The following is a 26,931-nucleotide window of genomic DNA, read 5'->3' on the forward strand; positions in this document are numbered from 1 at the left end:
ACAGGAGTTATTATGTCACAGATTGATTTAAAAGAATTAACAAAGAAAAACCAAGAATTTATCCATATTGCAACCCAGCAATTTCTCAAGGACGGGAAAACCGATGCCGAAATCAAGGCTATCCTTGAAGAAGTCATTCCTCATATCCTTGAGGAGCAACCAAAAGGAGTGACAGCTCGTTCTATCTACGGAGCACCAACTCACTGGGCTCATAGTTTCAGCGAAAAAGAGCAATTCGAAAAAGAACATCCAAAAGAAAACGACGATCCAAAATTGATGATGTTGGATTCAGCCCTTTTCATCACAGGATTATTTGCAGTAGTTAGCGCCTTGATGAGCTTCTTCTCAAACCAACCTGTGGCCTACGGATTGGTAACACTTATCAGTGTAGGGGCCTTTGGTGGAGTTGCCTTCTATCTTCTCTACCACTTCATTTACCGCTACTACGGACCAGATACTGACCGTAGCCAACGCCCACCATTCTGGAAATCACTTTTGGTCATGCTAGCAACCATGTTTGCCTGGGTCTTCATCCTCTTCTTGAGTAACTTCCTTCCACAAGCCATCAACATCAGCTTACCACCTCTTGTTTTGTTGGTGATTGGAGGAGCTCTCCTTGCCCTACGTTTCTACCTCAAGAAACGTTTCAACATCAAGAGCGCAAGTGCAGGACCAGCTAGATATTAAGATAAACAATAAAAGTAGTGTGTTTTGTAGACAGACTACTTTTTTTGTAGTTCCAAATCATTTTTCGATTCTCCAAAGGAAAGTAGCTACATTTTCTAAAAACGTTCTAATATAAAGGCCTCCCTTAGAATCCCGAGGTTTTATCCTTGAATCCAAGTTGTTTTTCTGTTATACTAATAAAGTAATAAGGAGAAATATATATGACTAAACAGAGAATTAATCAAATTGTTGGTTCAATTGGTGCCTTTATCGGAATTATTGTATTTATAGCCTACATCCCTCAAATTTTTGCCAATTTACAAGGAAACAAAGCTCAACCATTTCAACCTTTATCAGCAGCAGTCTCTTGCTTAATCTGGGTCATTTATGGATGGACAAAAGAGCCTAAGAAAGACTGGATTCTAATCATTCCAAACTCGGCCGGGGTTGTCCTTGGAGGACTGACCTTCCTTACTGCTCTATAAGAAATTAACTACTATAAAAGCAACCACCTAATTGGTTGCTTTTTTGCTTACTTTCTTGATCTAAAAGCCTTTTTCTGATTCTAATTCTTGTTGTTTCTCCTCTTCTTTTGTGATACAATAGCATCAATTTATTTCTAGGAGGATGAGATATGGTTTCTACTATTGGTATTATAAGTTTATCTAGTGGGATTATCGGAGAAGACTTTGTCAAACACGAAGTGGACTTGGGTATTCAACGTCTCAAGGGCCTCGGACTCAATCCTATCTTTTTACCCCATTCACTAAAAGGCTTAGAGTTTATCAAGGACCATCCTGAAGCTCGTGCGGAGGATTTGATTCAAGCCTTTTCTGATGATAGCATCGACATGATCCTATGCGCCATCGGTGGAGACGATACCTATCGTTTATTACCCTATCTTTTTGAAAATGACCAACTAGAAAAAGTAATCAAACAAAAAATTTTTCTTGGCTTCTCGGATACGACCATGAACCACCTCATGTTGCATAAACTAGGCATCAAGACTTTTTACGGCCAATCATTTCTAGCAGACATTTGTGAGTTAGACAAAGAAATGTTGCCATATAGCTGCCACTACTTTAAAGAATTGATTGAGACTGGAAAAATCTCCGAAATCCGCCCTAGTGACGTTTGGTATGAGGAACGAACTGACTTCAGTTCCAAGGCTCTGGGGACACCTCGTGTCAGTCATGCAAATACAGGTTTTGACTTGTTACAAGGAAATGCCCAGTTCGAGGGAGAAATCCTCGGTGGTTGCCTCGAATCTCTCTACGATATCTTTGACAACTCTCGATACGCAGACAGCACGGAGCTCTGCCAAAAATACAAACTTTTCCCTGACTTGTCAGACTGGGAAGGAAAAATCCTCTTGCTAGAAACAAGTGAAGAAAAGCCTGAACCTGACGACTTCAAAAAGATGTTGCGGACTTTAAAGGAAACTGGTATATTCGAGGTTATCAGTGGACTCTTGGTCGGAAAACCTATGGATGAAACTTTCTATGACGACTATAAAGAGGCACTATTGGATATCATTGACAGCAATATCCCGATTGTCTATAATCTAAACGTTGGCCATGCCACACCAAGAGCAATTGTTCCCTTTGGAGTCCACGCCCATGTAGACGCAACGGAGCAAGTCATTCGATTTGACTATAACAAAGAAAGCTGAGATGAATTTCTCAGCTTTTTTCAGTATCGTTACTAGCATTTTCATCACATACTACCGATAGCTAAAATAATAAAGGAGAGGCTATTGCCTAACATGTGAACAAGTAGGGGATAGTAGATATTCTCCTTTTCTTTCACATAAATAATAGAAAAGGCAAGGCCCCCACCTAGGTATCCGACTGCACCGACCCACTCTGATAAAGACAAACTGTGCATATGAGCAAGCGCAAAGGCAAGGCCGACCAAAAAGACACTCAGCCAAGTTGGCAGACTTTTCCTAAAATATCTCAATAAAATTTGACGGAAAAAGAGCTCTTCCACTAAAGGTCCTATGACACAGGCAAAAACCGCTATCAGTAGTGGTTGTTCTTGAAAGGTACTTTGAATATTCGACTGGTTTAGACCTTGTCCGACCAGCCCGAAAAACTGCCTCAACAACTCTGATACAAATCCAAAGGCAACAGTCATCAGAATGAGAAAGAGCCATCCTGTTAAGACGCCAAAGAAGAATTTTCTTTTAGCCTTTCTAATCTCTTCCCACTTTTGGAGCAATAGGGACTTAAATAAGAAGCAACCATACACAAACATGATGGTATAGACTAAATATGTCCCTGCAGAAGAAGGTAATGGAGCATCAAATACTCGTATACCATCAAACACAAAAAGGACTGTATAGAGAATCGCAAAAATCAGAATTCCCTTATATTTGTTAGACATCATTTAATTCCCCTTCCATTCACAATCATTCTCATGGTCATCAACTAGCCCTGCAGCTTGTAGAAAGGATAAAACAGCGACTGGTCCTGTGAACTTGAAGCCACGTTTTTTGAGTTCCTTGGATATTTTTTCGGACAAAGGCGTTTTGGCTGGTGCTTGACTGTAGTCCGGGATATCATTCACAATCGTCTTCCCACCGACAAAAGACCAAAGATAAGCATCAAAAGTTCCGAATTCTGCCTGCAATTGTAGAAAGGCCTGGGCGTTGGCACGTGTCGCAAATATCTTGGCACGATTGCGGATGATGGCTGGATTATCCATCAAAGCTTCCAATTCTTCATCCGACATCTCTGCGACCGCTTGAATTTGGTAACCATGAAAAGCTTGACGGAAGGCTTGGCGTTTATTGAGCACCGTTTCCCAAGAAAGACCAGCCTGATAGGTCTCCATGCAGAGTAACTCAAAAAGAGCACGGTCATCATGAAGTTGTTGACCCCATTCCTCATCGTGGTAGGCTACATATAGAGGGTTGTTCATTTTTACCCAGCCACAACGTTTTGGCATAGGAACCTCCTATTTCACCAACATCTTAAGGGCAGATTTGATGTAGTTTTCAGCTGTATCAGAAGTTCCTTCAAAGAATTTCTTGATTTTCTTGAGCTCAGTCGCCTTATAGCCCAGTGCCAACATGGCTTCCATAGCCTCTTCCAATTCTTGGTTGTCACTGCTAGATGGAACTGTAGCCTTAGCAGGGAGGTCATCGCCTGCCACAACCACCTTACCTTCTAGGTCCAAGATCATCTGTTGGGCTGTTTTCTTCCCGATTTTAGGGAACTTGGTCAGGTAGGTTATATTCTTGGTCTCGATGGCTTGAACAAGCCCTGCATTGTCATCAGCTGCAATGATAGCCAGAGCTGATACAGGGCCAATGCCCGACACCGAAATCAAGCTGAGAAAGAGTTTTTTCTCGTCTTCTGAACGGAAACCGTAAAGTAGATGAGCATCTTCGCGAACGACTTGATGGACATAGATTTGTGCTTCTTGATTGACTTGTCCTGAGTAAGCATAAGGGTTGGCTACGTGTAGGATGTAGCCGATGCCGTTTGCTTCTAGAACGATGTATTTAGCAGTAATTTTGGTAATAATACCTTTTAGATATTCGTACATAATTTTTCCTTCAATTTATACTCAATGAAAATCAAAGAGTAAACTAGGAAGCTAACCGTAGGCATAACTTAAGTTAGACAAGGTAAGGCTGACGCAGTTTAAAGAGATTTTCGAAGAGTATTAGTATTTGCCTAATTCTCGTAGGCTCGTGTGATTCTCCTGAATGCGACGGAACATCTTTTCCATGTCTGACTTGGTAAAGTGGACCAAAACAGGGCGTCCGTGTGGACAGTTGTAGGGGTTGTCACATTGGGAAAGCTGATAGAGGAGTTGTCTAGCCGAGTGATCATCGATACGGTGGTTAGCCTTGATAGACCTCTTGCAGGACATCATAATGGCTAGTTCAGCTCGGTATTTCTTGATTGAAACTTCCTTGGTCAAGAGGAGCATGTCGCACATCTCATAGATTCCAGATTCAATTTCCTCCTCTGCCATCCAAATGGGATGTTCGCGCAAGATAAATTGATTCTCCCCGTACTCTGCTAGAAAGACGCCAACTTCCTCTAAAAGAGACATTCTTTCCTTGAGGCGAAGGGAATCATCCGCAGGAAATTCAAAGATATAGGGCACTAGGAGTTGCTGCTGGCTCTGGTCAACATTGCCAATACTTTCGCGATACTCCTCATACTTAACCCGCTCCTGAGCTGCGTGTTGGTCTATGATGTAAAGCCCATCTCTACCTTGGGCAAAGAGATAGGTTCCATGCATCTGACCGAAAAATTCCAACTCCGGAAAGCTTGAAGATTCTTCTCGCTCCAGCTTGTCATAAGCCTTATCCAAATTAGCCATATCTAACTCAGGATGATCCAGTTGGTCGTAACTGATAGACTTTCTCTCTGCAAAATGCAGTTTTGCTGGTTTGGTCAGCTGATCCAAGGTTTCCTTAGCGAAGAGGTTCAAATCCTGTCTTTCTTCAGTCAGATTCACCTGATGGTCTGCTACCTCAGCTTGAGGCGGTCTTGTCAGCTCCGTTTGCTCGTAGTAAAGATTATTTTCTTTAAGCGGGAGAATGGTTTGCTCTACTTTTTCACGATTGCGAACCGTAGACTTAGCAAGATTTTCCAAGGCATCTGGAATCAAGGTCTGTTCCTTGAGACTCTTTGCGATAGCTTCTGAAACTAGCGCCATCAGCTCTCTTTCCTTGGAAATTCGCACTTCTTGCTTAGTTGGATGCACATTGACATCCGCCAGATAAGGATCGATATGGATGTGAATAACGGCTAGTGGAAAACGTCCCACCATGAGCTTGCTACCGTATCCATCTAAAATGGCACGATTGAGCAGGAAATTTTTGATATAACGGCCATTGATAAAGAGACTGATATAGTTGCGATTAGCCCGTGTCAATTCAGGCAATGAGACAAAACCTGAAATTTCAAAGTCTAGGTCAGAATTTTCAATCTCAACCATCTTTTTGGCACTAGCCAAACCGTAGATTCCAGCAATGGCTTGGCGGAGTTGACCCGTACCAGCTGTTCGTGTCATTTCCTTGCCATCACTAATTAGACTAAAGGAAATCTCAGGATGGGCTAGCCCCAGACGATTGACAATATCGATGATATGAGACAACTCTGCCTGCTGGCTCTTCATATACTTTAGACGAGCCGGTGTGTTGAAAAAGAGGTCCTCCACACAAACCTTGGTCCCCACAGGACTGGTCGCAGGCACAATTTCTTCTACTTCTCCCCCGCGAGCCACTAGCTTGGTCCCGTGACTTGCACCCTCTACTGCTGTCAAAAGAGTCAGTACACTAACAGATGCGATCGAAGGCAGAGCTTCACCACGAAAACCAAGAGTCCGAATCCTAAAGAGATCCGCTTGATTCTTAATTTTACTGGTCGCATGACGGCGGAGAGCTAACTCGACTTCATCGTGGGCAATCCCGTGACCATTATCGGTAATTTGGATTTTCTTAAGACCAGCTTCTTCGATCTCAACGATAATCTGGCTAGAACCAGCATCGATAGCATTTTCAACCAACTCTTTAACTACGCTGGCAGGACGTTCGATCACTTCTCCTGCTGCAATCTGGTTGGCCAAGACTTCTGGCAATTCAATAATATGAGACATCTTTCAGCCCCTTTCTCAACTGTTTTTATCTATTTCTCTGAAAATAATACTCTTCAAAAATCAAATTCAAACCTCGTCAGTCTCGCCTTGCCGTATATGTGTTACTGACTTCGTCAGTTCTATCCACAACCTCAAAACGGTGTTTTGAGCAACCTGCGGCTAGTTTCCTAGTTTGCTCTTTGATTTTCATTGAGTATAAGCTAGTGCTATTATACCATATTTCATTCGTTTCCAAAAAAGTCCAAGCAGCAACTTTCTTCCCGATTTTACTAGGTTATTTGCCAAGTTTGTGGTAAAATAGGTAGAAACAATATTTTAAAAAGGAGAAAAGACACATGCACATTTTTGATGAGCTAAAAGAGCGTGGTTTGATTTTTCAAACGACTGATGAAGAAGCTTTGCGTAAAGCCCTAGAAGAAGGTCAAGTTTCTTATTATACTGGCTACGATCCAACTGCTGACAGCCTTCACCTAGGTCACCTTGTCGCAATCTTGACAAGTCGTCGTTTGCAGTTAGCAGGTCACAAACCTTATGCGCTCGTTGGCGGTGCTACTGGTCTCATCGGAGATCCGTCCTTCAAAGATGCTGAGCGTAGTCTCCAAACAAAAGACACAGTAGATGGCTGGGTCAAGTCTATCCAAGGACAACTTTCTCGCTTTCTTGATTTTGAAAATGGTGAAAATAAAGCTGTCATGGTCAACAACTACGACTGGTTTGGCAGCATCAGCTTCATTGACTTCCTCCGTGATATCGGAAAATACTTCACTGTCAACTACATGATGAGCAAGGAGTCTGTTAAAAAACGGATTGAAACAGGGATTTCTTACACTGAGTTTGCCTACCAAATCATGCAAGGGTACGACTTTTTTGTCCTTAACCAAGAGCACAATGTAACCCTCCAAATCGGTGGTTCTGACCAATGGGGAAATATGACAGCTGGTACAGAATTGCTTCGTCGTAAGGCTGACAAGACTGGTCACGTAATCACTGTTCCACTCATCACAGACGCAACTGGTAAGAAATTTGGTAAATCTGAAGGGAACGCTGTTTGGCTCAACCCTGAAAAGACTTCTCCATACGAAATGTACCAATTCTGGATGAATGTTATGGACGCTGACGCTGTTCGCTTCTTGAAAATCTTTACTTTCTTGTCACTTGATGAGATTGAAGACATCCGCAAACAATTTGAAGCAGCTCCACACGAACGCTTGGCTCAAAAAGTCCTCGCTCGTGAAGTCGTAACACTTGTACATGGAGAAGAAGCCTACAAAGAAGCTCTTAACATCACTGAGCAACTCTTTGCAGGAAACATCAAGAACCTTTCTGTCAAAGAGCTCAAACAAGGACTTCGTGGAGTGCCAAACTACCAAGTTCAAACAGACGAAAACCACAATATCGTGGAACTGCTCGTCTCATCTGGTGTAGTTAACTCAAAACGCCAAGCCCGTGAAGACGTCCAAAACGGAGCCATCTACGTCAACGGTGACCGCATCCAAGACCTTGACTATGTCTTGAGTGACGCAGATAAGTTAGAAAACGAACTGACTGTTATCCGTCGTGGTAAGAAAAAATACTTTGTATTGACTTACTAAATTGTTCAACATTTACCTATAAATAAAGGAGTTACCCTCGAGAAAGGTAACTCCTTTTTGCTGTTAATAACTCTCATCTATCTATTTTTAATAGACAGGCTACGCAGTACAATGCGCAAGGTTGTTAGATTATGTAAGATAGAGAGGTTTGAAGGACTGAGCCAATTAAACAAGCCAAAGCCAATCAAACTACTATTTACGACAACGGTATCTTGAATATTCTTCTTGATGAGTGTTTGCAAAGATGATGATAGCCAATCCAACTCTTGGAAGAAATCCAAGCGATTATCTAACAATAAGATATCACTCATCTGCTTAGAAATATCTGCACTCTCATTCATCACCACACCGATATCTGATAGGGTTAGAGCCGCTGAGTCGTTCAACCCATCCCCAACCATCAAAATAGTGTGACCTGCTTTCTGCAGTTCCTCTACTAACTCAAATTTCCCATCAGGTTTCAAGTCTGTATAGACCTGATCAAAGGGCAAATCTTTGACTAATTCCTCTGTTCTAACCAAGGTGTCCCCTGTTGCCAGAATCAATTTTTTCCCTTGCGCCTTAAGTTTCTCCAAGGCTGCTTTTGCTTCTTTTCTCAAAGGAGTATGAATGCAGAACATTCCAATCAATTCATTCTGATAAGCCAAGAATAAGAGATTGTAGTGACTCTTGTACTCTTCAATTAAAGCATTTTGTTCTGAACTGATATGAATTTGCTCATCCTGCATCAAGACATAATTTCCAATAAGAACTGGTTGCTCATCTATATGAGATTTGATTCCCTTGCTTGCGATATATTGGAGTTTCCCATGCATTTCCTCATGTTCAATCCCCTCCATCTCAGCTTGCTTGACGATGGCATTAGCAATAGGATGATAAATGTGTTCCTCAAGACAGGCACTGATTCTGAGAATATCCTCCTCACTATAGTCCCCAAAAGGTAACACCTTTTCAACTATAGGATAACTAGTTGTGATTGTTCCCGTCTTATCAAACAAGAAAGTATCAACTTCCAGATATTTCTCCAGAACATCTCCATCCTTAATCACCATTTCACGATTCAACCCCTCCTTGATAGCTGTCAAATAAGCTACAGGAGTAGAGATTTTCAAAGCGCAGGAGAAATCGACCAATAGGAAAGAAATAGCCTTAGAAAAAGAACCTGTTAATAGGTAAGTCAGACCAGCCCCCAAGAAATTATATTTGACGACCTTGTCCGCCATTTTGATGAAATAGCGTTGTTTCGTTTTCTTGTTTTCTTCAGATTTCTTCATCAACTCAATCAGTTGTAAAATCCGGCTGTTCATCTGATTATCGGTTACACGAATGCGTAACTCTCCAGTTTCTAATACTGTATTTGCACAAACCAAATCAGACTCTCTTTTTTCAACTGGAAAACTCTCTCCCGTCAAGGAACTTTCGTTGACCATACCTAAACCTGAAACTACTTGTCCATCAAACAGAATTTCATTTCCTTGAGATAGGACCAAGACATCTCCTATTTGAACATCGGAACTCTTGATACTAACGACCATATCCCCCTGTACTAAGAATACGTCGCTCTCTTTTGCAAGAAGGCTTTGTTCTAAATCTGTTGCAGTTTTTTTCAAGGACCACTGATCTAAATGATTCCCCAAATCAAGCATAAACATGATATTGCTAGCTGTCTTGGATTGGTTCATAAACAAGGACAATAAAATCGCCGAACAGTCCAAGACCTCCATCGTTAGTTCCTTACGCGCTAGTGTTTGATAGGCTTCTCTAATATAACCCAAAGCCTGATAACAAGTCCATATATAGCGAATAGGATACGGCACAAAACTACGAAAAATCATACGCTTAATCGCTGCACCTGAAACAATAGAATAAGCACTCTCTTCTCTACGAATGGGAAGAGTCATCAACTCAGAAACTTTCCCTTTATCAATTCTTTTTAAAAAGGCTTCTGCATTGTCTAATACAGAGAAGCCTTCTTTTATGCGTAGAGTAAAGTGCTGTTGATCCATGTAAAACTGGATAGACTCAATCCCCTTTTCATCTCTCACCAAGGAACGAAGATAGTCTTGAATATCCAAGGTGAGTGAAAAAGAAGATGATAGTCGGATATGTTGGTATCCTCTATGTAGCACTTTAAAAGACATACTATTCCCCTATAAGGCTATCTAATTGCTCTTCTTTTTTCTCTTGCTCATACAAATATTTGGCATCTTGCAAGACATCGTCTCCATGTTGTTTCACAACAGAAACAGATGCATCTAGCCCGTCTTTCAACTTGTAAGCCTTAGCCAAAGCTTTAGAATAACCTTTTTTAGCTTCCTTACTTGCTAAGATTTTCAAACCAAGGGTACCAAATGCGACACCACCTAAAAAGAGTGATGATTTTTTCGCAACTTTTGCAACGGTTAATACTTCTTTTAACATACTTATTTCCTCCTAGATATTATTATATAGCAATTTAGATATAAAAGCAATTTAATTTTGGTACTTTAAAAAGTAATTATACTACTATTTAATTCTATTACAAATCATCCTAAAGTTGCTTTCATTTGCCTCTTTTGATACACTTAAACTATGAATACAAATCTCAAACCTAAACTCCAGCGTTTTGCTTCTGCGACTGCCTTTGCCTGCCCTATCTGTCGAGAAAATCTGACTCTGGTAGAGACTAGTCTCAAGTGCTGCAACCGTCATTCTTTTGACTTGGCGAAATTCGGCTATGTCAATCTGGCACCTCAAATCAAGCAATCTGCCAACTACGACAAGGAAAACTTTCAAAATCGCCAACAAATCCTAGAAGCTGGCTTTTACCAAGCTATTTTAGATGCTGTATCTGACTTGTTAGCAAATTCAGAAACTAGCACCACAATCTTAGATATCGGTTGTGGCGAAGGTTTCTATTCTCGCAAGCTCCAAGAAAGTCATCCTGACAAAACCTTCTATGCCTTTGATATTTCCAAAGATTCCGTTCAAATCGCTGCCAAGAGCGAACCCAACTGGGCAGTCAATTGGTTCGTTGGTGACCTGGCTCGTCTTCCTATAAAAGACGCTAGCATGGATATCCTGCTTGATATCTTTTCGCCTGCCAACTATGGAGAATTTCGTCGCGTTTTATCCAAAGACGGTATCTTGATAAAGGTTATCCCAACTGAAAATCACCTCAAGGAAATCCGTCAAAGGGTACAGGACCAGCTGACAAACAAGGATTATTCTAATCAAGATATCAAGGAGCATTTCCAGGAACATTTCAGCATCCAATCTAGTCAGATAGCTTCTCTGACCAAGTCTATCACAGCAGAGCAAAGGCAAGCCTTACTCAGCATGACACCCCTACTCTTTCACGTTAACCAAAGCAAGATTGATTGGAGCCAACTGACAGAGATCACCATCGAAGCAGAGATTCTTGCCGGGAAAGCCCTGTAAACTAGTTTATGAGATAAAACCAAGCCCACACCTCTTCTCGAGATGCGGGTTTAAATCGCGATTTTTCACTGTCTTTCCGAAAAGTATAAAAAATTATGACCTCTCTATTTATTTTCGATTTGAAATGACAAATTTATCAATAAATAGCAAGTGATATAAGGCAAGTGATACCCCATAACAACATCCATGAAAAGAGATTTCTTGATGAGTAAGCGGAAACGAGAAACTATTACCCATATAAAGGCAGGACCAAATTACAAAAAGAATCCAAAATAAATCAGTCCATTTATATTTTGAAAAATATTTTTTCCACATAAGAACACCTTCTTTCTTTACTATAATACTATTATAATACTGTTTGTAAACGAATACAAGAAATTTGAGGTAACAGCTAAGAAGAACCTTAGGCTTAATGGTAGTACAACCAGCCTTCTTAGTGTCCTCTAGGTCTGATTTTTAAGTCTAGAAATTATTGACAAATTATTTTTTCTTTTGAGACCAGTCAACCTCAAATCCACAACATTCAAAAAAAAGCGAATTTCAATTGAAACTCGCTTTTTTACTAGATAGTGTAATAACTATTAAATTGTATATCTTAGTTCAAGTGCCAGATATCTTCATTATACTGAGCGATTGTACGGTCAGATGAGAAGAATCCTGCTTTTGCAATGTTGACGATGACTTTATCCAACCATGCATCACGGTTTTCGTAGTCTGCAAGCATTTGCTCTTTCACTTTGATGTAGTCTTCCAAGTCAAGAAAAGTCATGAACCAGTCTTTGTTGATCAATTCATTGTAAAGACGTTCCAAGCGTTCTTTCTTACCAACTGCAAGAACAGCGTCGCTCACGATAAAGTCAACCAATGGTTTGATCGCTTCACGAGCGTAGAACTCGCTTGATTTGTATGCTGATTTAGCGTAAAGGTCGATAACAGTTTCTGAATCTTCACCAAAGATGTAGATGTTTTCGTCTCCAACCAACTCAGCGATTTCCACGTTAGCCCCGTCCATAGTACCAAGAGTCAAAGCTCCGTTCAACATGAATTTCATGTTACCAGTACCTGAAGCCTCCTTAGAAGCAAGTGAGATTTGTTCAGAGATATCACACGCTGGAATCAAGAAGCTTGCTGCAGTAACGTTGTAGTTTTCAACCATAACCACTTGTAAGTGTGGTGCAACTGCTGGGTCATTAGCAATCACTTCTGACAAGCAAAGGATCAAGTGGATGATGTCTTGAGCAATTGTGTAGGCAGGAGCTGCTTTACCACCAAAGAAGACTGTGATTGGACGAGCAGGGATGTTACCAGCCTTGATGTCAAGGTATTTATGGATAACATACAAAGCGTTCATTTGTTGACGTTTGTACTCGTGAAGACGTTTGATTTGGATATCAAAGATAGAGTTTGTATTGATTTCCACACCTTGGTGCTCTTTCAAGTGACGAGCCAATTTACGTTTGTTATGAGATTTGATGCTTTCCAATTTTTCTTTGACAGCAGCCTTGTCTTCGTATGAAAGAAGGTCTTCCAATTTAGAAGCTTCATGGTGCCATTCGCGACCAAGAATCTCATCCAAGTAGTGAGACAAGCTTGGGTTCGCATGCATAAGCCAACGACGGAATGTGATACCGTTTGTTTTGTTGTTGAATTTTTCTGGGTAGATGTCGTAGAAAGCTTTCAACTCTGAGTTCTTCAAGATTTCAGTGTGAAGAGCGGCAACCCCGTTTACGCTGTATCCATAGTGGATATCCATGTGGGCCATGTGTACACGATCGTTTTCATCAATGATTTGAACAGCTGGATCTTTGTATTCTGCTTTAACACGACGGTCCAATTCTTTGATGATTGGTACCAAGTGAGGAACCACTTCTTCCAAGAATTCAAGAGGCCATTTTTCAAGGGCTTCAGCAAGGATTGTGTGGTTTGTGTAAGCAGTCATGCTACGAACGATAGAGATTGCTTCATCAAGTTCGATACCACGTTCAGTCAAAAGACGGATCAATTCAGGAATCACCATTGATGGGTGAGTATCGTTGATTTGTACAACTGCGTAGTCAGCAAGGTCATGCAAGTTGCTTCCTTTTTCGATTGCTTCATCGATGATCAATTGTGCACCGTTTGAAACCATGAAGTATTGTTGGAAGATACGGAGCAATTCACCTTGTTTGTCGCTATCGTCTGGGTAAAGGAAAAGAGTCAAGTTGTGAGCGATGTCTGTCTTATCAAAGTTAATGCCATCTTCAATGATAGATGAATCAACTGAATCCAAGTCAAACAAACGCAAGCGGTTTTTCGTAGCAGTTTTGTAACCAGGTACATCGATATCGTAAAGAGTAGATGTCAATGTAAAGTGTGCAAATGGCACTTGGTAGCTACGGCTTGAACGAACCAACCAGTTTTGGTCAGTCAACCAAGCGTTAGGAATAGTTTCTTGTTGGTTGTTTTTAAGCACTTGTTGGAAAAGACCAAAGTGGTAGTTCAAACCAACACCGTCACCGTTCAATCCAAGTGTAGCGATTGAGTCGATAAAGCAGGCTGCCAAACGTCCCAAACCACCATTACCAAGCGATGGTTCCAATTCTACTTCTTCGATTTCGATCAACTCTTTACCTGCGTCAGCAAGTTCTTTTTTAACTTCGTCATAAAGACCAAGGTTAATCAAGTTGTTTGACAAGAGTTTACCAATCAAGAACTCAGCTGAGATGTAATAAACTTTTTTCTTACCAGTGTTCACTGGTTTTTGGCTGCTTGCAAGTTTGCTGTAGTTAAGAAGAGCAAGGTAAAGCTCCTCATTGCTACATTCTGCGATAGATTTATTGTAACGATTTTGTACAAATTCTTTTAATGGTAACATTTTTATGTCTCCTGATAATGTCTTATTTCTTTAATTTTACCAAATTTTCATTGATACGGCGATAAATTGTAGTCAAGTCAAGCAAAGTTTCTTCGACAGCAGGAGTCAATTGTTCCTCTGTCATACGCCATGACCAGTTTCCACCAAGAGTAGATGGGAAGTTCATACGAGCTGAACCATCCAACTCTAGCAAATCTTGCATAGTTGCAATCGTCATGAAACTTACTGATGCGAAGGCTGTACGAAGCATAGCATGCACCACTGTTTCGTACTCTTTACGGTTTGTGTAGCGTGCCATGTACTCACGAGTTGGATCATCAATCTCATCACGGTACCAACCAAGAACAGTGTTGTTATCATGTGTTCCTGTATACATAACAGAGTTAGCTGGTGCCAAGTGTGGGCTGTCGATACTTTCGTCTTCTGGATTGAAGGCAAATTGAAGGACCTTCATTCCTGGGAATCCAGTACGCTCACGAAGTTCAATAACTTCATCAGTCATGAAACCAAGGTCTTCAGCGATGATGTTCAAGTCACCAAGTTCTTCTTTAACCGCTGCAAAGAGTTTGTAGTCAGGTCCTTTCACCCATTTACCAGGTGCTGCTGTTTCAGAACCAGCTGGAATTTCCCAGTAAGACTCAAATCCACGGAAGTGGTCGATACGCACGATATCGTAGATTTTGAAGCTTTCACGCAAGCGTTCAATCCACCATTTGTAGCCATCTTTATCCATTGCTTCCCAGTCATAGATTGGGTTCCCCCAAAGCTGACCAGTCGCAGAAAACTCATCTGGTGGGCATCCTGCGATGCAAGTTGCTTTCCCGTTTTCATCTGTTTTAAAGAGGTGTGGATTTGCCCACATATCGCTTGAATCTTCAGCAACATAGATTGGCATATCCCCCACAATCTCGATGTGGTTTTCGTTAGCGTATGCTTTCAATTTCAACCATTGTTGGAAGAAGAGATATTGGGTTACACGGTGGTAAACAAGTTTGTCTGCCAATTGTTCACGGTAGCTTTCAAGAGCAGAAGCTTTACGCGCACGAATATCTGCATCTGGCCACTCTGTCCAAGCCAAGTTATCAAAATGCTCTTTAATAGCCATATACTCTGCAAAAAGTTCAAGCCAGGATTGGTTGTCTTGAGCAAATTTTTCAAAATCTTGGACATCCCCAACTTCAAGGAAACGTTTAACTGCTTTTTCTAGAAGCGGACGACGTGCGTAATAAATCTTAGCATAATCAACTTCAGTTGGGTTGCTACCGAAGTCTACTCCCTCAAGATCACTTGCTTCTAACAAGCCTTGCTCTACCAAAATATCAAGATCGATAAAATGAGTGTTCCCAGCAAAGGCTGAGAAAGATTGATAAGGAGAATCTCCGTAGCTTGTTGTTCCTAATGGAAGGATTTGCCAGTAACGTTGTTTGGTACGAACCAAGAAGTCAACGAAATCATAGGCGCTTTGACCAAATGATCCGATTCCGTAAGCTCCTGGAAGTGATGAGATGTGCATCAACACACCACTTTGACGTTTTTTCATAATAGCACCTCAAGTGTTTTTAATTAATTGTTTCAAATTTGTGCGCAAACGTTTGCGCTAAGTAAAGTATAACCCATTTCAAAAAGAAATGCAAGCGTTTTTAAAAAACTTTTATGATTTATTTTTTTATTGATAAACTTTTAAGTTACTATATTCTTATTTTTAACACCCTTTTAATCAGTAGCTCAATCATGCAATCGTTTCCCTTAAATTATTTTTGAATTGAAATTTGCATGATTTCCTATTTCTCTTCTATTATACAAACAATTTTAGGAATTAGCCAGCAACAAGCTTTTTAAAATTTTTTCAAAAAAATGCTTGCAACCGTTTTCCGTTTGTGCTATACTAGGGTCATAAGGGAAAACGTTTGCGTTTCCTCGAAATTAAAATTTGTTATTCTTTAGGAGGAATACACTATGTCAACTAAATTCATGAAGAGCGCAGCTGTACTTGGTACTGCTACTCTTGCTAGCTTGCTTTTGGTAGCTTGCGGAAGCAAAACTGCTGATAAAGCGGCTGATTCTGGTTCATCTGAAGGTAAAGAACTTACTTTATACGTTGAAGACCAATATAAAGCATTTGCTGAATCAGCTGCACAAGCTTACGAAAAAGAAGCTGGAGTAAAAGTTACTATCAAAACAGGAGACCAAATGGGTGGTCTCGATAACCTTTCTCTAGATAACCAATCTGGTAAAGCTGCTGACGTTATGATGGCACCATACGACCGAGTAGGTAGCCTTGGTAAAGACGGACAACTTTCAGAAGTGAAATTGAGCGACGGTGCTAAAACAGATGATAAAACTAAATCTCTTGTAACAGCTGCTGACGGTAAAGTTTACGGTGCTCCTGCTGTTATCGAGTCACTTGTTTTGTACTATAATAAAGACTTGATTAAAGAAGCTCCAAAAACTTTTGCTGACTTGGAAAACCTTGCTAAAGATAGCAAATATGCCTTCGCTGGTGAAGATGGTAAAACAACTGCCTTCCTTGCTGACTGGACAAACTTCTACTATGCATACGGACTTCTTGCTGGTAACGGCGGTTACGTATTTGGTGACAACGGTAAAGATCCTAAAGATATCGGACTTGCAAACGAAGGAGCTATCACTGCTATCAACTACGCTAAAACTTGGTACGAAAAATGGCCTAAAGGTATGCAAGATACGGAAGGAGCTCCAAACCTAATCCAAACTCAATTCCAAGAAGGTAAAACAGCTGCTATCATTGATGGTCCTTGGAAAGCTCAGGCCTTCAAAGATGCTAAAGTAAACTACAGTGTTGCGACTATCCCAACTCTTCCAAACGGTAAAAACTATGAAACATTCGGTGGTGGTAAAGCTTGGATCATCCCATCAAGTACTAAGAACCTTGAAGCTGCTCAAAAATTTGTAGACTTCCTTGTTTCAACTGAAGAACAAAAAGCCTTCTATGATAAAACTAACGAAATCCCAGCTAACACTGAGGCTCGTTCATATGCTGAAGGTAAAAACGATGAGTTGACAACAGCTGTTATCAAACAGTTCCAAAACGCTCAACCAATGCCAAACATCCCTCAAATGTCAGCTGTTTGGGACCCAGCTAAAACAATGCTATTTGAAGCTGTAAGTGGTAAGAAAGATGCTAAAACAGCTGCTAATGATGCTGTAACATTGATCAAAGAAACAATCCAACAAAAATTTGGTAACTAATTGATTGCTTCAAGGGAGATAATTCAAACATCTCCCTTGATTTTTAGATACACTGACAATGTTTTCAGTAGTTTTACTGATTAGCATCGAGCTCAACGCTCGTATCTTATGAAAGGAGCACTCATGGAACAACAACCAAAAAAAGCAGCCTTGCTTTCATTGATTCCTGGGTTGGGGCAAATCTATAATAAACAAAAAGCTAAAGGTTTTATCTTCCTTGCTGTAACAGTAGTTTTTGTCCTCTATTTTATAGCACTTGCAGCACCTGAATTGAGCAACTTGATCACACTTGGGGAAAAACCTGGCCGTGACAACTCTCTCTTCATGTTGATTCGTGGTGCATTTCACTCTATTTTTGTAATTGTTTATCTAGCCTTTTATATTCTCAATATTAAAGACGCTCACACTATTGCAAAACGTATCAATAATGGCATCCCTGTCCCATTGACACTTAAGGATATGATTAAAGGTATCTATGAAAATGGATTCCCATACTTGCTCATTATCCCATCTTACGTTGCCATGACATTTGCGATTATCTTCCCGGTTATTGTAACCTTGATGATTGCCTTTACTAACTACGATTTCCAACACTTACCACCAAACAAATTGTTAGACTGGGTTGGTTTGACTAACTTCACAAATATCTGGAGCTTGAGTACCTTCCGTTCAGCCTTCGGTTCTGTTCTTTCTTGGACTATTATCTGGGCTTTGTCTGCATCAACTTTACAGATTGTAATCGGTATCTTCACAGCTATTATTGCCAACCAACCATTCATCAAGGGGAAACGTATCTTTGGTGTTATCTTCCTTCTGCCTTGGGCGGTTCCAGCCTTCATCACTATCTTGACATTCTCAAACATGTTCAACGATAGTGTTGGTGCTATCAATACCCAAGTTTTGCCACTTTTTGCTAAGGTTCTTCCATTCCTTGACGGGGCACTCATCCCTTGGAAAACAGACCCTACTTGGACTAAGGTTGCCTTGATTATGATGCAAGGTTGGCTTGGATTCCCTTATATCTATGTCCTTACTCTCGGTATCCTACAGTCTATTCCAAACGACTTGTATGAAGCAGCTTATATCGACGGTGCAAACGCTTGGCAAAAATTCCGCAACATCACTTTCCCAATGATCTTGGCTGTTGCGGCACCTACTTTGATCAGCCAATACACCTTCAACTTCAACAACTTCTCTATCATGTACCTCTTCAATGGCGGTGGTCCTGGTAGTGTCGGTGGTGGAGCTGGTTCAACCGATATCTTGATCTCATGGATCTACCGTTTGACAACGGGTACATCTCCTCAATACTCTATGGCGGCAGCTGTTACCTTGATTATCTCTATCATTGTCATCTCAATCTCTATGATTGCATTCAAGAAACTACACGCATTTGATATGGAGGACGTCTAAGATGAATAACTCAATCAAACTCAAACGTAGACTGACTCAAACCCTTACTTACCTCTACTTGATTGGCCTTTCAATCGTGATTATCTATCCACTGTTGATTACTATCATGTCAGCCTTCAAGGCAGGTAACGTCGCAGCCTTTAAACTCGATACTAACATCGACTTCAATTTTGATAACTTCAAAGGGCTCTTTACAGAAACCTTGTACGGTACATGGTACCTCAACACTTTGATCATCGCTTTGATCACTATGGTTGTACAAACAAGTATTATCGTACTTGCTGGTTACGCCTATAGCCGTTACAACTTCTTGGCTCGTAAACAAAGTTTGGTCTTCTTCTTGATTATCCAAATGGTGCCTACAATGGCTGCTTTGACTGCCTTCTTCGTTATGGCCCTCATGTTGAATGCCCTTAACCATAGCTGGTTCCTCATCTTCCTCTACGTTGGTGGAGGTATCCCTATGAATGCTTGGTTGATGAAAGGTTACTTTGACACCGTGCCAATGTCTCTTGATGAGTCTGCAAAACTTGATGGTGCAGGACATTTCCGCCGCTTCTGGCAAATCGTTCTCCCTCTTGTTCGTCCAATGGTTGCTGTACAAGCACTCTGGGCCTTCATGGGACCTTTCGGAGACTATATCCTCTCTAGTTTCTTGCTTCGTGAAAAAGAATACTTTACAGTTGCCGTTGGTCTACAGACCTTCGTTAGCAATGTGAAGAACATGAAGATTGCCTACTTCTCAGCAGGTGCTATCCTCATCGCCCTTCCAATCTGTACACTTTTCTTCTTCTTGCAAAAGAACTTCGTTTCAGGACTTACAAGCGGTGGCGACAAGGGGTAATATACCCCCCCCGCCACCCTTTTTCATTTTTGACCTTGTACATCGATTGTCTGGTGAGAAACAAGAGCTTGCTGAGATTACCTTGTTAGTTAGTGGACGAATCATAACAAACATTCACTTTTACCAAGGATTCTACTATCCCTGCTTGAAATAAAATACATTTCTCTATATAATACTCATATAGAAAAATGCCTATAGAAAGAGATTTATGTTACCATATCCATTTTCTTATTTTAATAGTATTTGGGGATTTCGTAAGCCCCTATCTCAACGTTTTGGTCTCAACTGGTTTCAACTGATTTTTACCAGTATTTTCCTGATTAGTTTGTCTATGGTCCCTATTGCCATCCAGAACAGTTCTCAGGAGACTTATCCTTTAGAAACTTTCATCGATGATGTCTATACTCCTTTGACGGATAGTGTGGTTCAGGATTTAGCTGCCAATGCAAAGATTGTAGATGGTAAGTTGAGCTATACAGGTTCATCTCCTCATCAAGCTTCTATCCAAATCGGAGACCCTTCTAGTTCAAACTTCCCTGAGGAATTACTTCTGAACTTTGAACCTGAGAAACTCATCATCAGCAAGCAAGGAAAAGAATTGACCAGCATTCGCTATCACGCGATAACGACTGAGAGCTTCCAAAGCAAGGAAAGCTTAACACAAGCCATTTCTAAAGACTGGTATCAACAGAATCGCGTCTATATTAGTCTCTTTCTTGTGCTTGGTTCTAGCTTCCTCTTTGGACTTAATTTTTTTATTGTTGCTTTAGGTGCTAGCCTCTTGCTCTACTTCACGAAAAAATCGCGTCTCTTTTCATTTAAAAGCTACAAAGAGTGCTATCATTTCATTTTGAACTGTTTAGGATTACCAACCTTACTTGCCATGATTCTCGGTCTCCTAGGCCAAAATATGGCAACTTTAATTACTGTTCAAAATATTTTATTTGTTCTATACCTGGTCACTATCTTTTACAAAACGCATTTCCGTGATCCAGACTACCATAAGTAGGAGATTATTATGCCTGTTACGATTAAAGACGTGGCCAAGGCTGCAGGGGTCTCACCCTCAACCGTAACCCGTGTTATTCAAAACAAATCAACCATTAGCGATGAAACCAAAAAACGAGTTCGAAAGGCTATGAAGGAACTCAACTACCATCCTAACCTCAATGCCCGAAGCCTGGTTAGTAGTTATACGCAGGTTATCGGCTTGGTTCTTCCAGATGATTCAGACGTTTTCTATCAAAATCCTTTCTTTCCTTCTGTCCTTAGAGGGATTGCACAAATTGCTTCAGAAAATCACTATGCTATCCAGATTGCAACTGGAAAAGACGAAAAAGAGCGCTTAAATGCAATTTCACAGATGGTCTATGGAAAGCGTGTAGACGGTCTTATCTTCTTGTATGCCCAAGAAAATGACCCCTTGGTTAAACTCGTTACAGAAGAACAATTTCCCTTCCTCATCCTTGGCAAATCACTATCACCCTTCATTTCGCTTGTTGACAATGATAATATTCAAGCTGATTTTGATGCGACAGAATACTTTATCAAAAAAGGATGCAGTCGCATTGCTTTCATCGGTGGTGCCAAGAAACTCTACGTTACGCAGGATCGTCTAACAGGTTACCAGCAAGCCCTTCAAGAACACAAACTAGACCTTGATAGTCATCGTACCTTCTTTGCAGATGAATTCCTTGAAGAAAAGGGTTATAATTTTAGCAAACAACTTTTTGAATACGATCCAAAAACCGATGCTATTATCACAATAGATAGCCTCTTAGCTGAAGGTGTTTGTAACTACCTCAACGAACATCAGCTTAATGTCCCTGTTCTCAGCTTTGACTCTGTTAATCCAAGATTAAACCTAGCGGCCTATGTCAATATTAATAGTCTTGCTCTTGGTCGCACTTCGTTTGAGACGATTCTTCAAATCATCAATGATGTCAAAGAAAATCGTCAAATCTGCTATCGTCAAGTGATTGCACATGAAATCATTGAAAAATAAGAAAAACCAACTCTAACATCTTTTGCTTAGAGTTGGTTTTTTGTAATCTATTTTTATAATTGATTAGTTTTCGACTTCAACAAATCGGCCTAGGATATGAACATTTTCTGAAACAGAAACAAAGGCTGTTGGATCAACTTGCTTCATGATCAGTTTAAAATCATTGAACTCTGCACGAGTGATAACCGTAATCAAAACAGCTTTACGCTGGTGATTATAAGTTCCTTCAGCATCATGGATCATAGTTGCTCCACGGTGCAATTTATTATGGATCTTCTCAATGACGGCATCTGGATTGCTAGTGACAATCATAGCCTGCATGCGTTTTTGTTTGGTGAAAACTGCATCTGTCACACGACTTGATACAAAGATGGTAATCATGGAATAAAGGGCATATTTCCAACCAAAGGTCACTCCTGCAATCAACATGATTGTGCCATTGACCAAGAAAGAGATACTTCCGACGTTACGACCAGTCTTCTTACGAATGGTTAGGCTGACAATATCTGTTCCACCACTGGAGATGTTATGACGTAGTGCAAATCCGATCCCCAGTCCCATGACAACACCCCCAAAAAGGGCATTAATGATTGGATCCTCTGTTAAGACCACCACAGGCACAAACTGGATAAAGAGCGAGCTCATGGATACCGTGATAAAGGTAAAAATCGTGAACTTATGTCCAATTTGATACCAAGCCAAAATCATGAGAGGAATATTGATGGCATAAAAGGCTACCGATATCGGGAAATGAAAACCAAACCAGTGATTACTAAGAGCAGAAATAATCTGGGCCAAACCTGTCGCGCCACTTGAATAAACGTGCCCTGGTTGGAAAAAGAAATTGACGGCTACTGCTGATAGAAAACCATATACCAGAGAAGCTGAGATTTTTTCATCGTATTTTTCTCGAGAGATACTTTGTAAAACACGCAAAATCTTTACTCGATAAGCAAAGCGGCGAAGATAATGGTACCACTTTTTAGTTAGTTTCGTTTGTTTCATCTTGTTCTACTTGTAGATTAAGTTCCTCTAGTTGTTTAAGAGCTACTGTTGATGGTGCTTGCGTCATTGGGTCAGTTGCCTTATTGTTCTTAGGAAAGGCGATGACTTCGCGGATATTTTCTTCTCCAGCGAGTAACATGACAAAACGGTCAAGACCGATAGCCAAACCACCGTGTGGTGGGAATCCATAGTCCATGGCTTCCAAAAGGAAACCAAACTGGTCATTGGCTTCTTCAGCTGAGAAACCAAGAGCTTTGAACATACGTTCTTGCAGTTCTTTTTGGTTGATACGAAGGCTACCGCCACCAAGTTCATAACCGTTTAGGACGATATCATAGGCAATGGCACGAACCTTAGCCAATTCACCCTCGAGCTCGTGAGCAGTTTCTGCTTGAGGAAGGGTAAATGGATGGTGGGCGCTCATATAACGGCCTTCTTCTTCAGACCATTCAAACATTGGCCAGTCAACAACCCAAAGGAAGTTAAATTTATCATTATCAATCAAGCCTAGTTCTTTAGCAATACGTCCACGAAGGGCACCAAGAGTTGCATTAGCTACTTCAAGCGTATCAGCCACAAAGAGAACCAAGTCCTTATCTTCAAGACCAAGCGCTGTTGTCAAGTCTGCTTGGATACCAGTCAAGAATTTCGCAACTGGTCCATTTAATTCTCCATCAACTACCTTGACCCAAGCAAGACCTTTGGCACCATACTGTTTAGCTACTTCTGTCATCTTGTCGATGTCTTTACGAGAGTAGTTGTCTGCTGCGCCTTGAACTACAATGGCTTTAACGGCAGGTGCTTCTGAGAAGACCTTGAAATCAACACCCTTGACAAGATCTGTCAAGTCTTGAAGCAACATTTCAAAACGAGTATCAGGCTTGTCAGAACCATAAAGAGCCATAGCATCATCATACTTCATTCGAGGGAATGGCAGTGTTACTTCGATGCCTTTTGTTTCCTTCATCACGCGCGCAATCAAGCCTTCTGTGATGTCTTGGATTTCTTGCTCAGTCAAGAATGAAGTTTCCAAGTCGACCTGAGTAAATTCAGGTTGGCGGTCACCACGCAAGTCTTCGTCACGGAAACATTTAACAATTTGGTAGTAACGATCAAACCCAGCATTCATCAACAACTGTTTTGTAATCTGCGGACTTTGAGGAAGAGCATAGAAATGCCCTTTATTAACACGAGATGGCACCAAATAGTCACGCGCCCCTTCTGGTGTTGATTTAGAAAGGAATGGTGTTTCCACATCGATAAATTCCAACTCATCCAAGTAGTTGCGGATAGAATGCGTTACCTTGGCACGAAGTTTAAGATTTTCCAACATTTCTGGACGACGAAGGTCAAGGTAACGGTAACGTAGACGCGTATCATCGTTTGCTTCAATGCCATCCTTGATTTCAAATGGTGTTGTTTTAGCTGTGTTAAGTACAGTAAGAGCTGTTACATTCAGTTCAACTGCTCCAGTCGCCAACTTATCATTGGCCTGCTCACGTGCAGCAACTTGACCAGTCACCTCGATGACAAATTCACTACGAAGGCTTTCAGCTGTTGCCATCACCTCTGCAGATACTTTTTCTGGGTTGATAACCAACTGCATGATTCCTTCACGGTCGCGAAGATCGATAAAGATCAAACCACCAAGGTCACGACGACGGGCAACCCAGCCTTTCAAGGTAATTTCTTGTCCGATGTGCTCCTCACGAACACGACCAGCATACATACTACGTTTCATGTTTTCTCTCCTCTTTTATTCTGTTACTATTTTACCATAAAAGCGCAGGCTCTTCATGAAAATCATCAGAAAAGTTGAGAAGAATCCTGCTATAAATGAAAAAATCCAGCAAAGTCATTCGCTGGATCTTATTTTACTTGGAATTTCTTTATTTTTTACGCTTTTCAGCAATCTCTGCAGCCTTTTTAGGGAGAACAATCTCCGTTGCATAGGCTGTCGCAAATCGCATAATACCTGCAATTGGTGCAAAGATAACTGCTAGATTGTTATAAAAGAAATCCCCTTTAAAAGCATAGGCAAGCGCTCCAATGATAAAGAAGAGAACAATTGCCTGAATCACTGCTAATAATATCACTCGTTTCATGACTTCCTCCTGAGTCTATTATAGCATGAGAATCATTAAAAATCCGATTAAATTATTTAAAGCATGTAAAGCAATGCTGTAAGCCAGTCCACCCTTGCTGATATAAGCCAACCCCAAGCTCAAACCGAGGGAACCATACACTAGGAATTGTTGTGGAGTTCCAGGGAAATGAACGAGGGCAAAGATGATGCTTGTTACAAGTAGAAAGAGAGCTGTCTGCTTGACATTATCCTGTTGAGGGAAGACATAGCGGGCCAACATACCTCTAAAGGTTAACTCTTCTGTCAGGGGCGCAAAGACCACTATCATAAAGAAAGAGAAGAGAGGTTGACTATGAGTCAATTGTTCTGCAGTCTGTTGATTGACTGATGGATCATTTGGCAAAAAGAATTGAGCAACAATGACAAGGGCCCATACCAAGGCAGGCAACCAGATGTATTTGTTAAGGGCTGTTTTTTCAATCGTAACGGTTCCTGTCTTATACCACTTGTAGGTAACGAAGGTGAAAATTCCTGCTAATAAGACATAAATTGGGACAGCAACATATTCAGGCGCACCCATTTTCATGGCTTCTAAGCCTACGCCCTGAATAAAACTATAGACCATAATAAATGATAAGAAAGTAAGACTATACCAACCGATATTTTGAAGTGTTTTCATAAGATTCTCCTATTTGAAATAACGTTTTGTTTTTCTTAATTGTGCAATAGTTATATAAAGATGGATGATAATCAAAAGAACTAAGGCAACTACTTGTATTTCTCGTAAAATAACTGATAATACTATCAATAAAATATAGAGTGCGGGCAGTAAAATTTAATCCAGCCTAAACAGAGTTAAAAAGGCACTCTCCATCTCTGCCTGCTTTTCTCCCTCATCATAACTGTTAAGATAGGTTAAAATATCTTTTGGAGTGTAATAAGCAGACAGTTTATAGTGTCGAACGATAAAAATAGTTCGCAACAAGTAATTGGCAACAATAATGTATAAGCATAATAGAATAAGAGTAGGAAGAATTAGCAAGGTATTCTTAAATATCGGAGAAATCAGTATAATCCCACTGGTCATCATTGCTATCATCAAAACATTGGAAGAAACTGAACCATAATCTAAGTAACGATAAGCTCTTACATAGGTTTGGTTACTATCTTCTTCCTCTGTCGCTCTTTGATAAAGAGTATAAACTTCGCGGCTTTTACCAAGATAATACATGGCTAAAACGAAGGAAAGTCCTCCAATAACAAGAGCGATTCCATAAATAGTAGGTAAGACTTGTTCCATTTGAATCTGTTCAACTATCCCTCTAAGAGTGTAGGCAAAGGCTACTACAAAAGCACTTAACATACACATTACTACTCTCAACCATCTACGATTATTATTCATTTTCTGACCTCTATCTAAACTAGCCAATAACCTTAAATAGTTTAAGTGATCTTTCCTATTTGAAATAACGTTTCACCATAGGCAACTGCATCACATTGATATAAACATGGATAGCTCCGACAAGTAAGAAGGCTAGTAGCTGAATTTCTCTTGTAAGCACAGAAACGATAGTAATAAAAATATACAAACCTTGTAAAATATATTGGTTTAATTGAAATAAAATCCGAAAACTCTGTTCCAAATTAGCTTGTCGCTCTCCTTCATCGTAAGAATTGACATAATCTAACACATCCTTTGGCATGGAGAAAAATGCCAAATCAAACTGACGAACAATAGAAATTGTCTTCAAAAGATGTTTTTGAACAGCAAATAGCAACATCAACCCTAGAAAAGAGAGTGCTAAAGTTAGATAACTATTACCAAGTATAAGCACTTCAGTCGCCGATATAAAAAATGCTAACAAAGTCGTAACTGAAACTATGTTAGAAGCAATTGTTCCAAACTCAAGATTTCGATACATTTGCACATAATAGGTTTCATTCAGATTATCATCCATTTCCTCTTGATACAAGGAGTGAAATTCCCTACTTTTCTTTAGGAAATTGAAAGCCAAAAGGATACTAATCAATGCCAATAATAAACTAGAGCCAGAAAACCAAGGAATCAAATCTGTTAGATTGAAACTGACTCCCATTGCCAAAGCACGTCCCATAAACATACCTGTAATAAATACTGATATAAACAATAATAAGAAATATAGTACTCGTTTCTTTTCCATATTTTAACCTCTT

General features: G+C 40.4%; 25 protein-coding genes. 10 read left to right on the forward strand and 15 right to left on the reverse strand.

Going from position 1 to position 26,931, the window contains the following annotated elements; all coding sequences use genetic code 11:
• Positions 1-12: 12 nt before the first annotated feature.
• From AC3E7H_RS03570 to AC3E7H_RS03580, 3 genes are all read left to right on the forward strand, one after another.
• Positions 13-687 (forward strand): DUF1129 domain-containing protein, encoded by a 675-nt coding sequence (locus tag AC3E7H_RS03570; protein ID WP_006153110.1) that lies wholly within the window; start codon positions 13-15, stop codon positions 685-687.
• A gap of 200 nt (positions 688-887) precedes the next feature.
• Entirely contained in the window at positions 888-1,151 is a 264-nt protein-coding gene (locus AC3E7H_RS03575) for a SemiSWEET family transporter (protein ID WP_049496815.1), read from the forward strand.
• A gap of 149 nt (positions 1,152-1,300) precedes the next feature.
• Positions 1,301-2,338, forward strand: coding sequence for a S66 family peptidase (locus AC3E7H_RS03580; RefSeq protein WP_490676118.1), 1,038 nt, complete (start codon positions 1,301-1,303; stop codon positions 2,336-2,338).
• Between the two features lie 44 nt (positions 2,339-2,382).
• Here the strand turns inward: AC3E7H_RS03580 and AC3E7H_RS03585 are convergent, their stop codons facing one another.
• The 4 genes from AC3E7H_RS03585 to mutL form a co-directional block, all read right to left on the reverse strand.
• Positions 2,383-3,057 (reverse strand): CPBP family intramembrane glutamic endopeptidase, encoded by a 675-nt coding sequence (locus AC3E7H_RS03585; RefSeq protein WP_049526445.1) that lies wholly within the window; start codon positions 3,055-3,057, stop codon positions 2,383-2,385.
• Positions 3,058-3,618 (reverse strand): DNA-3-methyladenine glycosylase I, encoded by a 561-nt coding sequence (locus tag AC3E7H_RS03590; RefSeq protein WP_490676119.1) that lies wholly within the window; start codon positions 3,616-3,618, stop codon positions 3,058-3,060. It abuts the gene before it with no gap.
• A gap of 9 nt (positions 3,619-3,627) precedes the next feature.
• On the reverse strand, positions 3,628-4,221 hold the full coding sequence (gene ruvA / locus AC3E7H_RS03595; RefSeq protein ID WP_490676120.1) for a Holliday junction branch migration protein RuvA: 594 nt from the start codon (positions 4,219-4,221) through the stop codon (positions 3,628-3,630).
• Positions 4,222-4,341: 120 nt separating this feature from the next.
• Positions 4,342-6,291 carry a DNA mismatch repair endonuclease MutL gene (mutL, locus tag AC3E7H_RS03600; protein WP_490676121.1) on the reverse strand — a complete coding sequence of 650 codons (1,950 nt, stop codon included), beginning with the start codon at positions 6,289-6,291 and terminating at the stop codon, positions 4,342-4,344.
• A 335-nt stretch (positions 6,292-6,626) separates the two neighbouring features.
• Between mutL and tyrS the strand changes: the two genes are divergently transcribed.
• Positions 6,627-7,883: a tyrosine--tRNA ligase gene (tyrS, locus tag AC3E7H_RS03605; protein WP_414339551.1), complete on the forward strand. Its 1,257-nt coding sequence runs from the start codon at positions 6,627-6,629 to the stop codon at positions 7,881-7,883.
• 77 nt (positions 7,884-7,960) lie between these two features.
• Here tyrS and AC3E7H_RS03610 read toward each other — a convergent pair whose 3' ends face one another.
• Together AC3E7H_RS03610 and AC3E7H_RS03615 are read right to left on the reverse strand one after the other, a co-directional pair.
• Positions 7,961-10,024, reverse strand: a complete 2,064-nt coding sequence (locus AC3E7H_RS03610) for a heavy metal translocating P-type ATPase (RefSeq protein ID WP_490676122.1) — start codon at positions 10,022-10,024, stop codon at positions 7,961-7,963.
• A 1-nt stretch (position 10,025) separates the two neighbouring features.
• The gene (locus AC3E7H_RS03615) at positions 10,026-10,304 is read right to left on the reverse strand and encodes a DUF6110 family protein (RefSeq protein WP_000910910.1); all 279 of its coding nucleotides are present in this window, start codon (positions 10,302-10,304) and stop codon (positions 10,026-10,028) included.
• 150 nt (positions 10,305-10,454) lie between these two features.
• On the opposite strand from AC3E7H_RS03615, the gene AC3E7H_RS03620 reads away from it, so the two are divergent.
• Complete coding sequence (locus AC3E7H_RS03620) at positions 10,455-11,303, forward strand: putative RNA methyltransferase (RefSeq protein WP_490676123.1); 849 nt, start codon at positions 10,455-10,457, stop codon at positions 11,301-11,303.
• Between the two features lie 108 nt (positions 11,304-11,411).
• Here AC3E7H_RS03620 and AC3E7H_RS03625 read toward each other — a convergent pair whose 3' ends face one another.
• The 3 genes from AC3E7H_RS03625 to malQ all read right to left on the reverse strand — a co-directional run bounded on the left by AC3E7H_RS03625 (position 11,412) and on the right by malQ (position 15,697).
• Positions 11,412-11,618 carry a hypothetical protein gene (locus tag AC3E7H_RS03625; RefSeq protein WP_083280541.1) on the reverse strand — a complete coding sequence of 69 codons (207 nt, stop codon included), beginning with the start codon at positions 11,616-11,618 and terminating at the stop codon, positions 11,412-11,414.
• 280 nt (positions 11,619-11,898) lie between these two features.
• On the reverse strand, positions 11,899-14,157 hold the full coding sequence (gene glgP / locus AC3E7H_RS03630) for a glycogen/starch/alpha-glucan family phosphorylase (RefSeq protein ID WP_490676124.1): 2,259 nt from the start codon (positions 14,155-14,157) through the stop codon (positions 11,899-11,901).
• Positions 14,158-14,179: 22 nt separating this feature from the next.
• On the reverse strand, positions 14,180-15,697 hold the full coding sequence (gene malQ, locus AC3E7H_RS03635; protein ID WP_490676125.1) for a 4-alpha-glucanotransferase: 1,518 nt from the start codon (positions 15,695-15,697) through the stop codon (positions 14,180-14,182).
• A 416-nt stretch (positions 15,698-16,113) separates the two neighbouring features.
• Between malQ and AC3E7H_RS03640 the strand changes: the two genes are divergently transcribed.
• The 5 genes from AC3E7H_RS03640 (at position 16,114) to AC3E7H_RS03660 (ending at position 21,647) form a co-directional block, all read left to right on the forward strand.
• Positions 16,114-17,385 (forward strand): extracellular solute-binding protein, encoded by a 1,272-nt coding sequence (locus AC3E7H_RS03640; RefSeq protein ID WP_320692642.1) that lies wholly within the window; start codon positions 16,114-16,116, stop codon positions 17,383-17,385.
• A gap of 123 nt (positions 17,386-17,508) precedes the next feature.
• On the forward strand, positions 17,509-18,798 hold the full coding sequence (locus AC3E7H_RS03645) for a sugar ABC transporter permease (protein WP_320692643.1): 1,290 nt from the start codon (positions 17,509-17,511) through the stop codon (positions 18,796-18,798).
• A 1-nt stretch (position 18,799) separates the two neighbouring features.
• The gene (locus tag AC3E7H_RS03650; protein WP_049531176.1) at positions 18,800-19,642 is read left to right on the forward strand and encodes a sugar ABC transporter permease; all 843 of its coding nucleotides are present in this window, start codon (positions 18,800-18,802) and stop codon (positions 19,640-19,642) included.
• A gap of 208 nt (positions 19,643-19,850) precedes the next feature.
• Entirely contained in the window at positions 19,851-20,651 is an 801-nt protein-coding gene (locus AC3E7H_RS03655) for a DUF1189 domain-containing protein (protein ID WP_371620685.1), read from the forward strand.
• 9 nt (positions 20,652-20,660) lie between these two features.
• Positions 20,661-21,647, forward strand: coding sequence for a LacI family DNA-binding transcriptional regulator (locus tag AC3E7H_RS03660; RefSeq protein ID WP_490676126.1), 987 nt, complete (start codon positions 20,661-20,663; stop codon positions 21,645-21,647).
• 63 nt (positions 21,648-21,710) lie between these two features.
• Here AC3E7H_RS03660 and AC3E7H_RS03665 read toward each other — a convergent pair whose 3' ends face one another.
• From AC3E7H_RS03665 to AC3E7H_RS03690, 6 genes are all read right to left on the reverse strand, one after another.
• Positions 21,711-22,652: a YitT family protein gene (locus AC3E7H_RS03665; protein ID WP_075232323.1), complete on the reverse strand. Its 942-nt coding sequence runs from the start codon at positions 22,650-22,652 to the stop codon at positions 21,711-21,713.
• Positions 22,630-24,393, reverse strand: a complete 1,764-nt coding sequence (gene aspS / locus AC3E7H_RS03670) for an aspartate--tRNA ligase (RefSeq protein WP_060955103.1) — start codon at positions 24,391-24,393, stop codon at positions 22,630-22,632. The genes AC3E7H_RS03665 and aspS overlap by 23 nt, the downstream gene beginning before the upstream one ends.
• A gap of 148 nt (positions 24,394-24,541) precedes the next feature.
• Positions 24,542-24,757, reverse strand: a complete 216-nt coding sequence (locus AC3E7H_RS03675) for a hypothetical protein (protein WP_490676127.1) — start codon at positions 24,755-24,757, stop codon at positions 24,542-24,544.
• Positions 24,758-24,775: 18 nt separating this feature from the next.
• The gene (locus AC3E7H_RS03680) at positions 24,776-25,417 is read right to left on the reverse strand and encodes a CPBP family intramembrane glutamic endopeptidase (RefSeq protein WP_490676128.1); all 642 of its coding nucleotides are present in this window, start codon (positions 25,415-25,417) and stop codon (positions 24,776-24,778) included.
• A 156-nt stretch (positions 25,418-25,573) separates the two neighbouring features.
• Positions 25,574-26,140, reverse strand: coding sequence for a DUF3169 family protein (locus AC3E7H_RS03685; RefSeq protein WP_490676129.1), 567 nt, complete (start codon positions 26,138-26,140; stop codon positions 25,574-25,576).
• Positions 26,141-26,195: 55 nt separating this feature from the next.
• Positions 26,196-26,918, reverse strand: coding sequence for a DUF3169 family protein (locus AC3E7H_RS03690; protein ID WP_485716652.1), 723 nt, complete (start codon positions 26,916-26,918; stop codon positions 26,196-26,198).
• Positions 26,919-26,931: the final 13 nt, after the last annotated feature.

It is taken from the genome of Streptococcus sp. SCPM-O-B-15304 (M98) (assembly GCF_058200215.1).

Excerpts from the sequence above, each read along its gene's own strand:
- AC3E7H_RS03660 (WP_490676126.1), top strand. The coding sequence starts at position 20,661 with ATGCCTGTTACGATTAAAGACGTGGCCAAGGCTGCAGGGGTCTCACCC.
- AC3E7H_RS03620 (WP_490676123.1), top strand. The coding sequence starts at position 10,455 with ATGAATACAAATCTCAAACCTAAACTCCAGCGTTTTGCTTCTGCGACT.
- malQ (WP_490676125.1), bottom strand. The coding sequence starts at position 15,697 with ATGAAAAAACGTCAAAGTGGTGTGTTGATGCACATCTCATCACTTCCA.
- ruvA (WP_490676120.1), bottom strand. The coding sequence starts at position 4,221 with ATGTACGAATATCTAAAAGGTATTATTACCAAAATTACTGCTAAATAC.
- AC3E7H_RS03580 (WP_490676118.1), top strand. The coding sequence starts at position 1,301 with ATGGTTTCTACTATTGGTATTATAAGTTTATCTAGTGGGATTATCGGA.
- mutL (WP_490676121.1), bottom strand. The coding sequence starts at position 6,291 with ATGTCTCATATTATTGAATTGCCAGAAGTCTTGGCCAACCAGATTGCA.
- AC3E7H_RS03645 (WP_320692643.1), top strand. The coding sequence starts at position 17,509 with ATGGAACAACAACCAAAAAAAGCAGCCTTGCTTTCATTGATTCCTGGG.
- AC3E7H_RS03655 (WP_371620685.1), top strand. The coding sequence starts at position 19,851 with ATGTTACCATATCCATTTTCTTATTTTAATAGTATTTGGGGATTTCGT.
- glgP (WP_490676124.1), bottom strand. The coding sequence starts at position 14,157 with ATGTTACCATTAAAAGAATTTGTACAAAATCGTTACAATAAATCTATC.
- AC3E7H_RS03575 (WP_049496815.1), top strand. The coding sequence starts at position 888 with ATGACTAAACAGAGAATTAATCAAATTGTTGGTTCAATTGGTGCCTTT.
- AC3E7H_RS03640 (WP_320692642.1), top strand. The coding sequence starts at position 16,114 with ATGTCAACTAAATTCATGAAGAGCGCAGCTGTACTTGGTACTGCTACT.
- AC3E7H_RS03675 (WP_490676127.1), bottom strand. The coding sequence starts at position 24,757 with ATGAAACGAGTGATATTATTAGCAGTGATTCAGGCAATTGTTCTCTTC.
- tyrS (WP_414339551.1), top strand. The coding sequence starts at position 6,627 with ATGCACATTTTTGATGAGCTAAAAGAGCGTGGTTTGATTTTTCAAACG.
- AC3E7H_RS03690 (WP_485716652.1), bottom strand. The coding sequence starts at position 26,918 with ATGGAAAAGAAACGAGTACTATATTTCTTATTATTGTTTATATCAGTA.
- AC3E7H_RS03680 (WP_490676128.1), bottom strand. The coding sequence starts at position 25,417 with ATGAAAACACTTCAAAATATCGGTTGGTATAGTCTTACTTTCTTATCA.
- AC3E7H_RS03590 (WP_490676119.1), bottom strand. The coding sequence starts at position 3,618 with ATGCCAAAACGTTGTGGCTGGGTAAAAATGAACAACCCTCTATATGTA.
- aspS (WP_060955103.1), bottom strand. The coding sequence starts at position 24,393 with ATGAAACGTAGTATGTATGCTGGTCGTGTTCGTGAGGAGCACATCGGA.
- AC3E7H_RS03610 (WP_490676122.1), bottom strand. The coding sequence starts at position 10,024 with ATGTCTTTTAAAGTGCTACATAGAGGATACCAACATATCCGACTATCA.
- AC3E7H_RS03650 (WP_049531176.1), top strand. The coding sequence starts at position 18,800 with ATGAATAACTCAATCAAACTCAAACGTAGACTGACTCAAACCCTTACT.
- AC3E7H_RS03665 (WP_075232323.1), bottom strand. The coding sequence starts at position 22,652 with ATGAAACAAACGAAACTAACTAAAAAGTGGTACCATTATCTTCGCCGC.
- AC3E7H_RS03615 (WP_000910910.1), bottom strand. The coding sequence starts at position 10,304 with ATGTTAAAAGAAGTATTAACCGTTGCAAAAGTTGCGAAAAAATCATCA.
- AC3E7H_RS03685 (WP_490676129.1), bottom strand. The coding sequence starts at position 26,140 with ATGAATAATAATCGTAGATGGTTGAGAGTAGTAATGTGTATGTTAAGT.
- AC3E7H_RS03585 (WP_049526445.1), bottom strand. The coding sequence starts at position 3,057 with ATGATGTCTAACAAATATAAGGGAATTCTGATTTTTGCGATTCTCTAT.
- AC3E7H_RS03570 (WP_006153110.1), top strand. The coding sequence starts at position 13 with ATGTCACAGATTGATTTAAAAGAATTAACAAAGAAAAACCAAGAATTT.
- AC3E7H_RS03625 (WP_083280541.1), bottom strand. The coding sequence starts at position 11,618 with ATGTGGAAAAAATATTTTTCAAAATATAAATGGACTGATTTATTTTGG.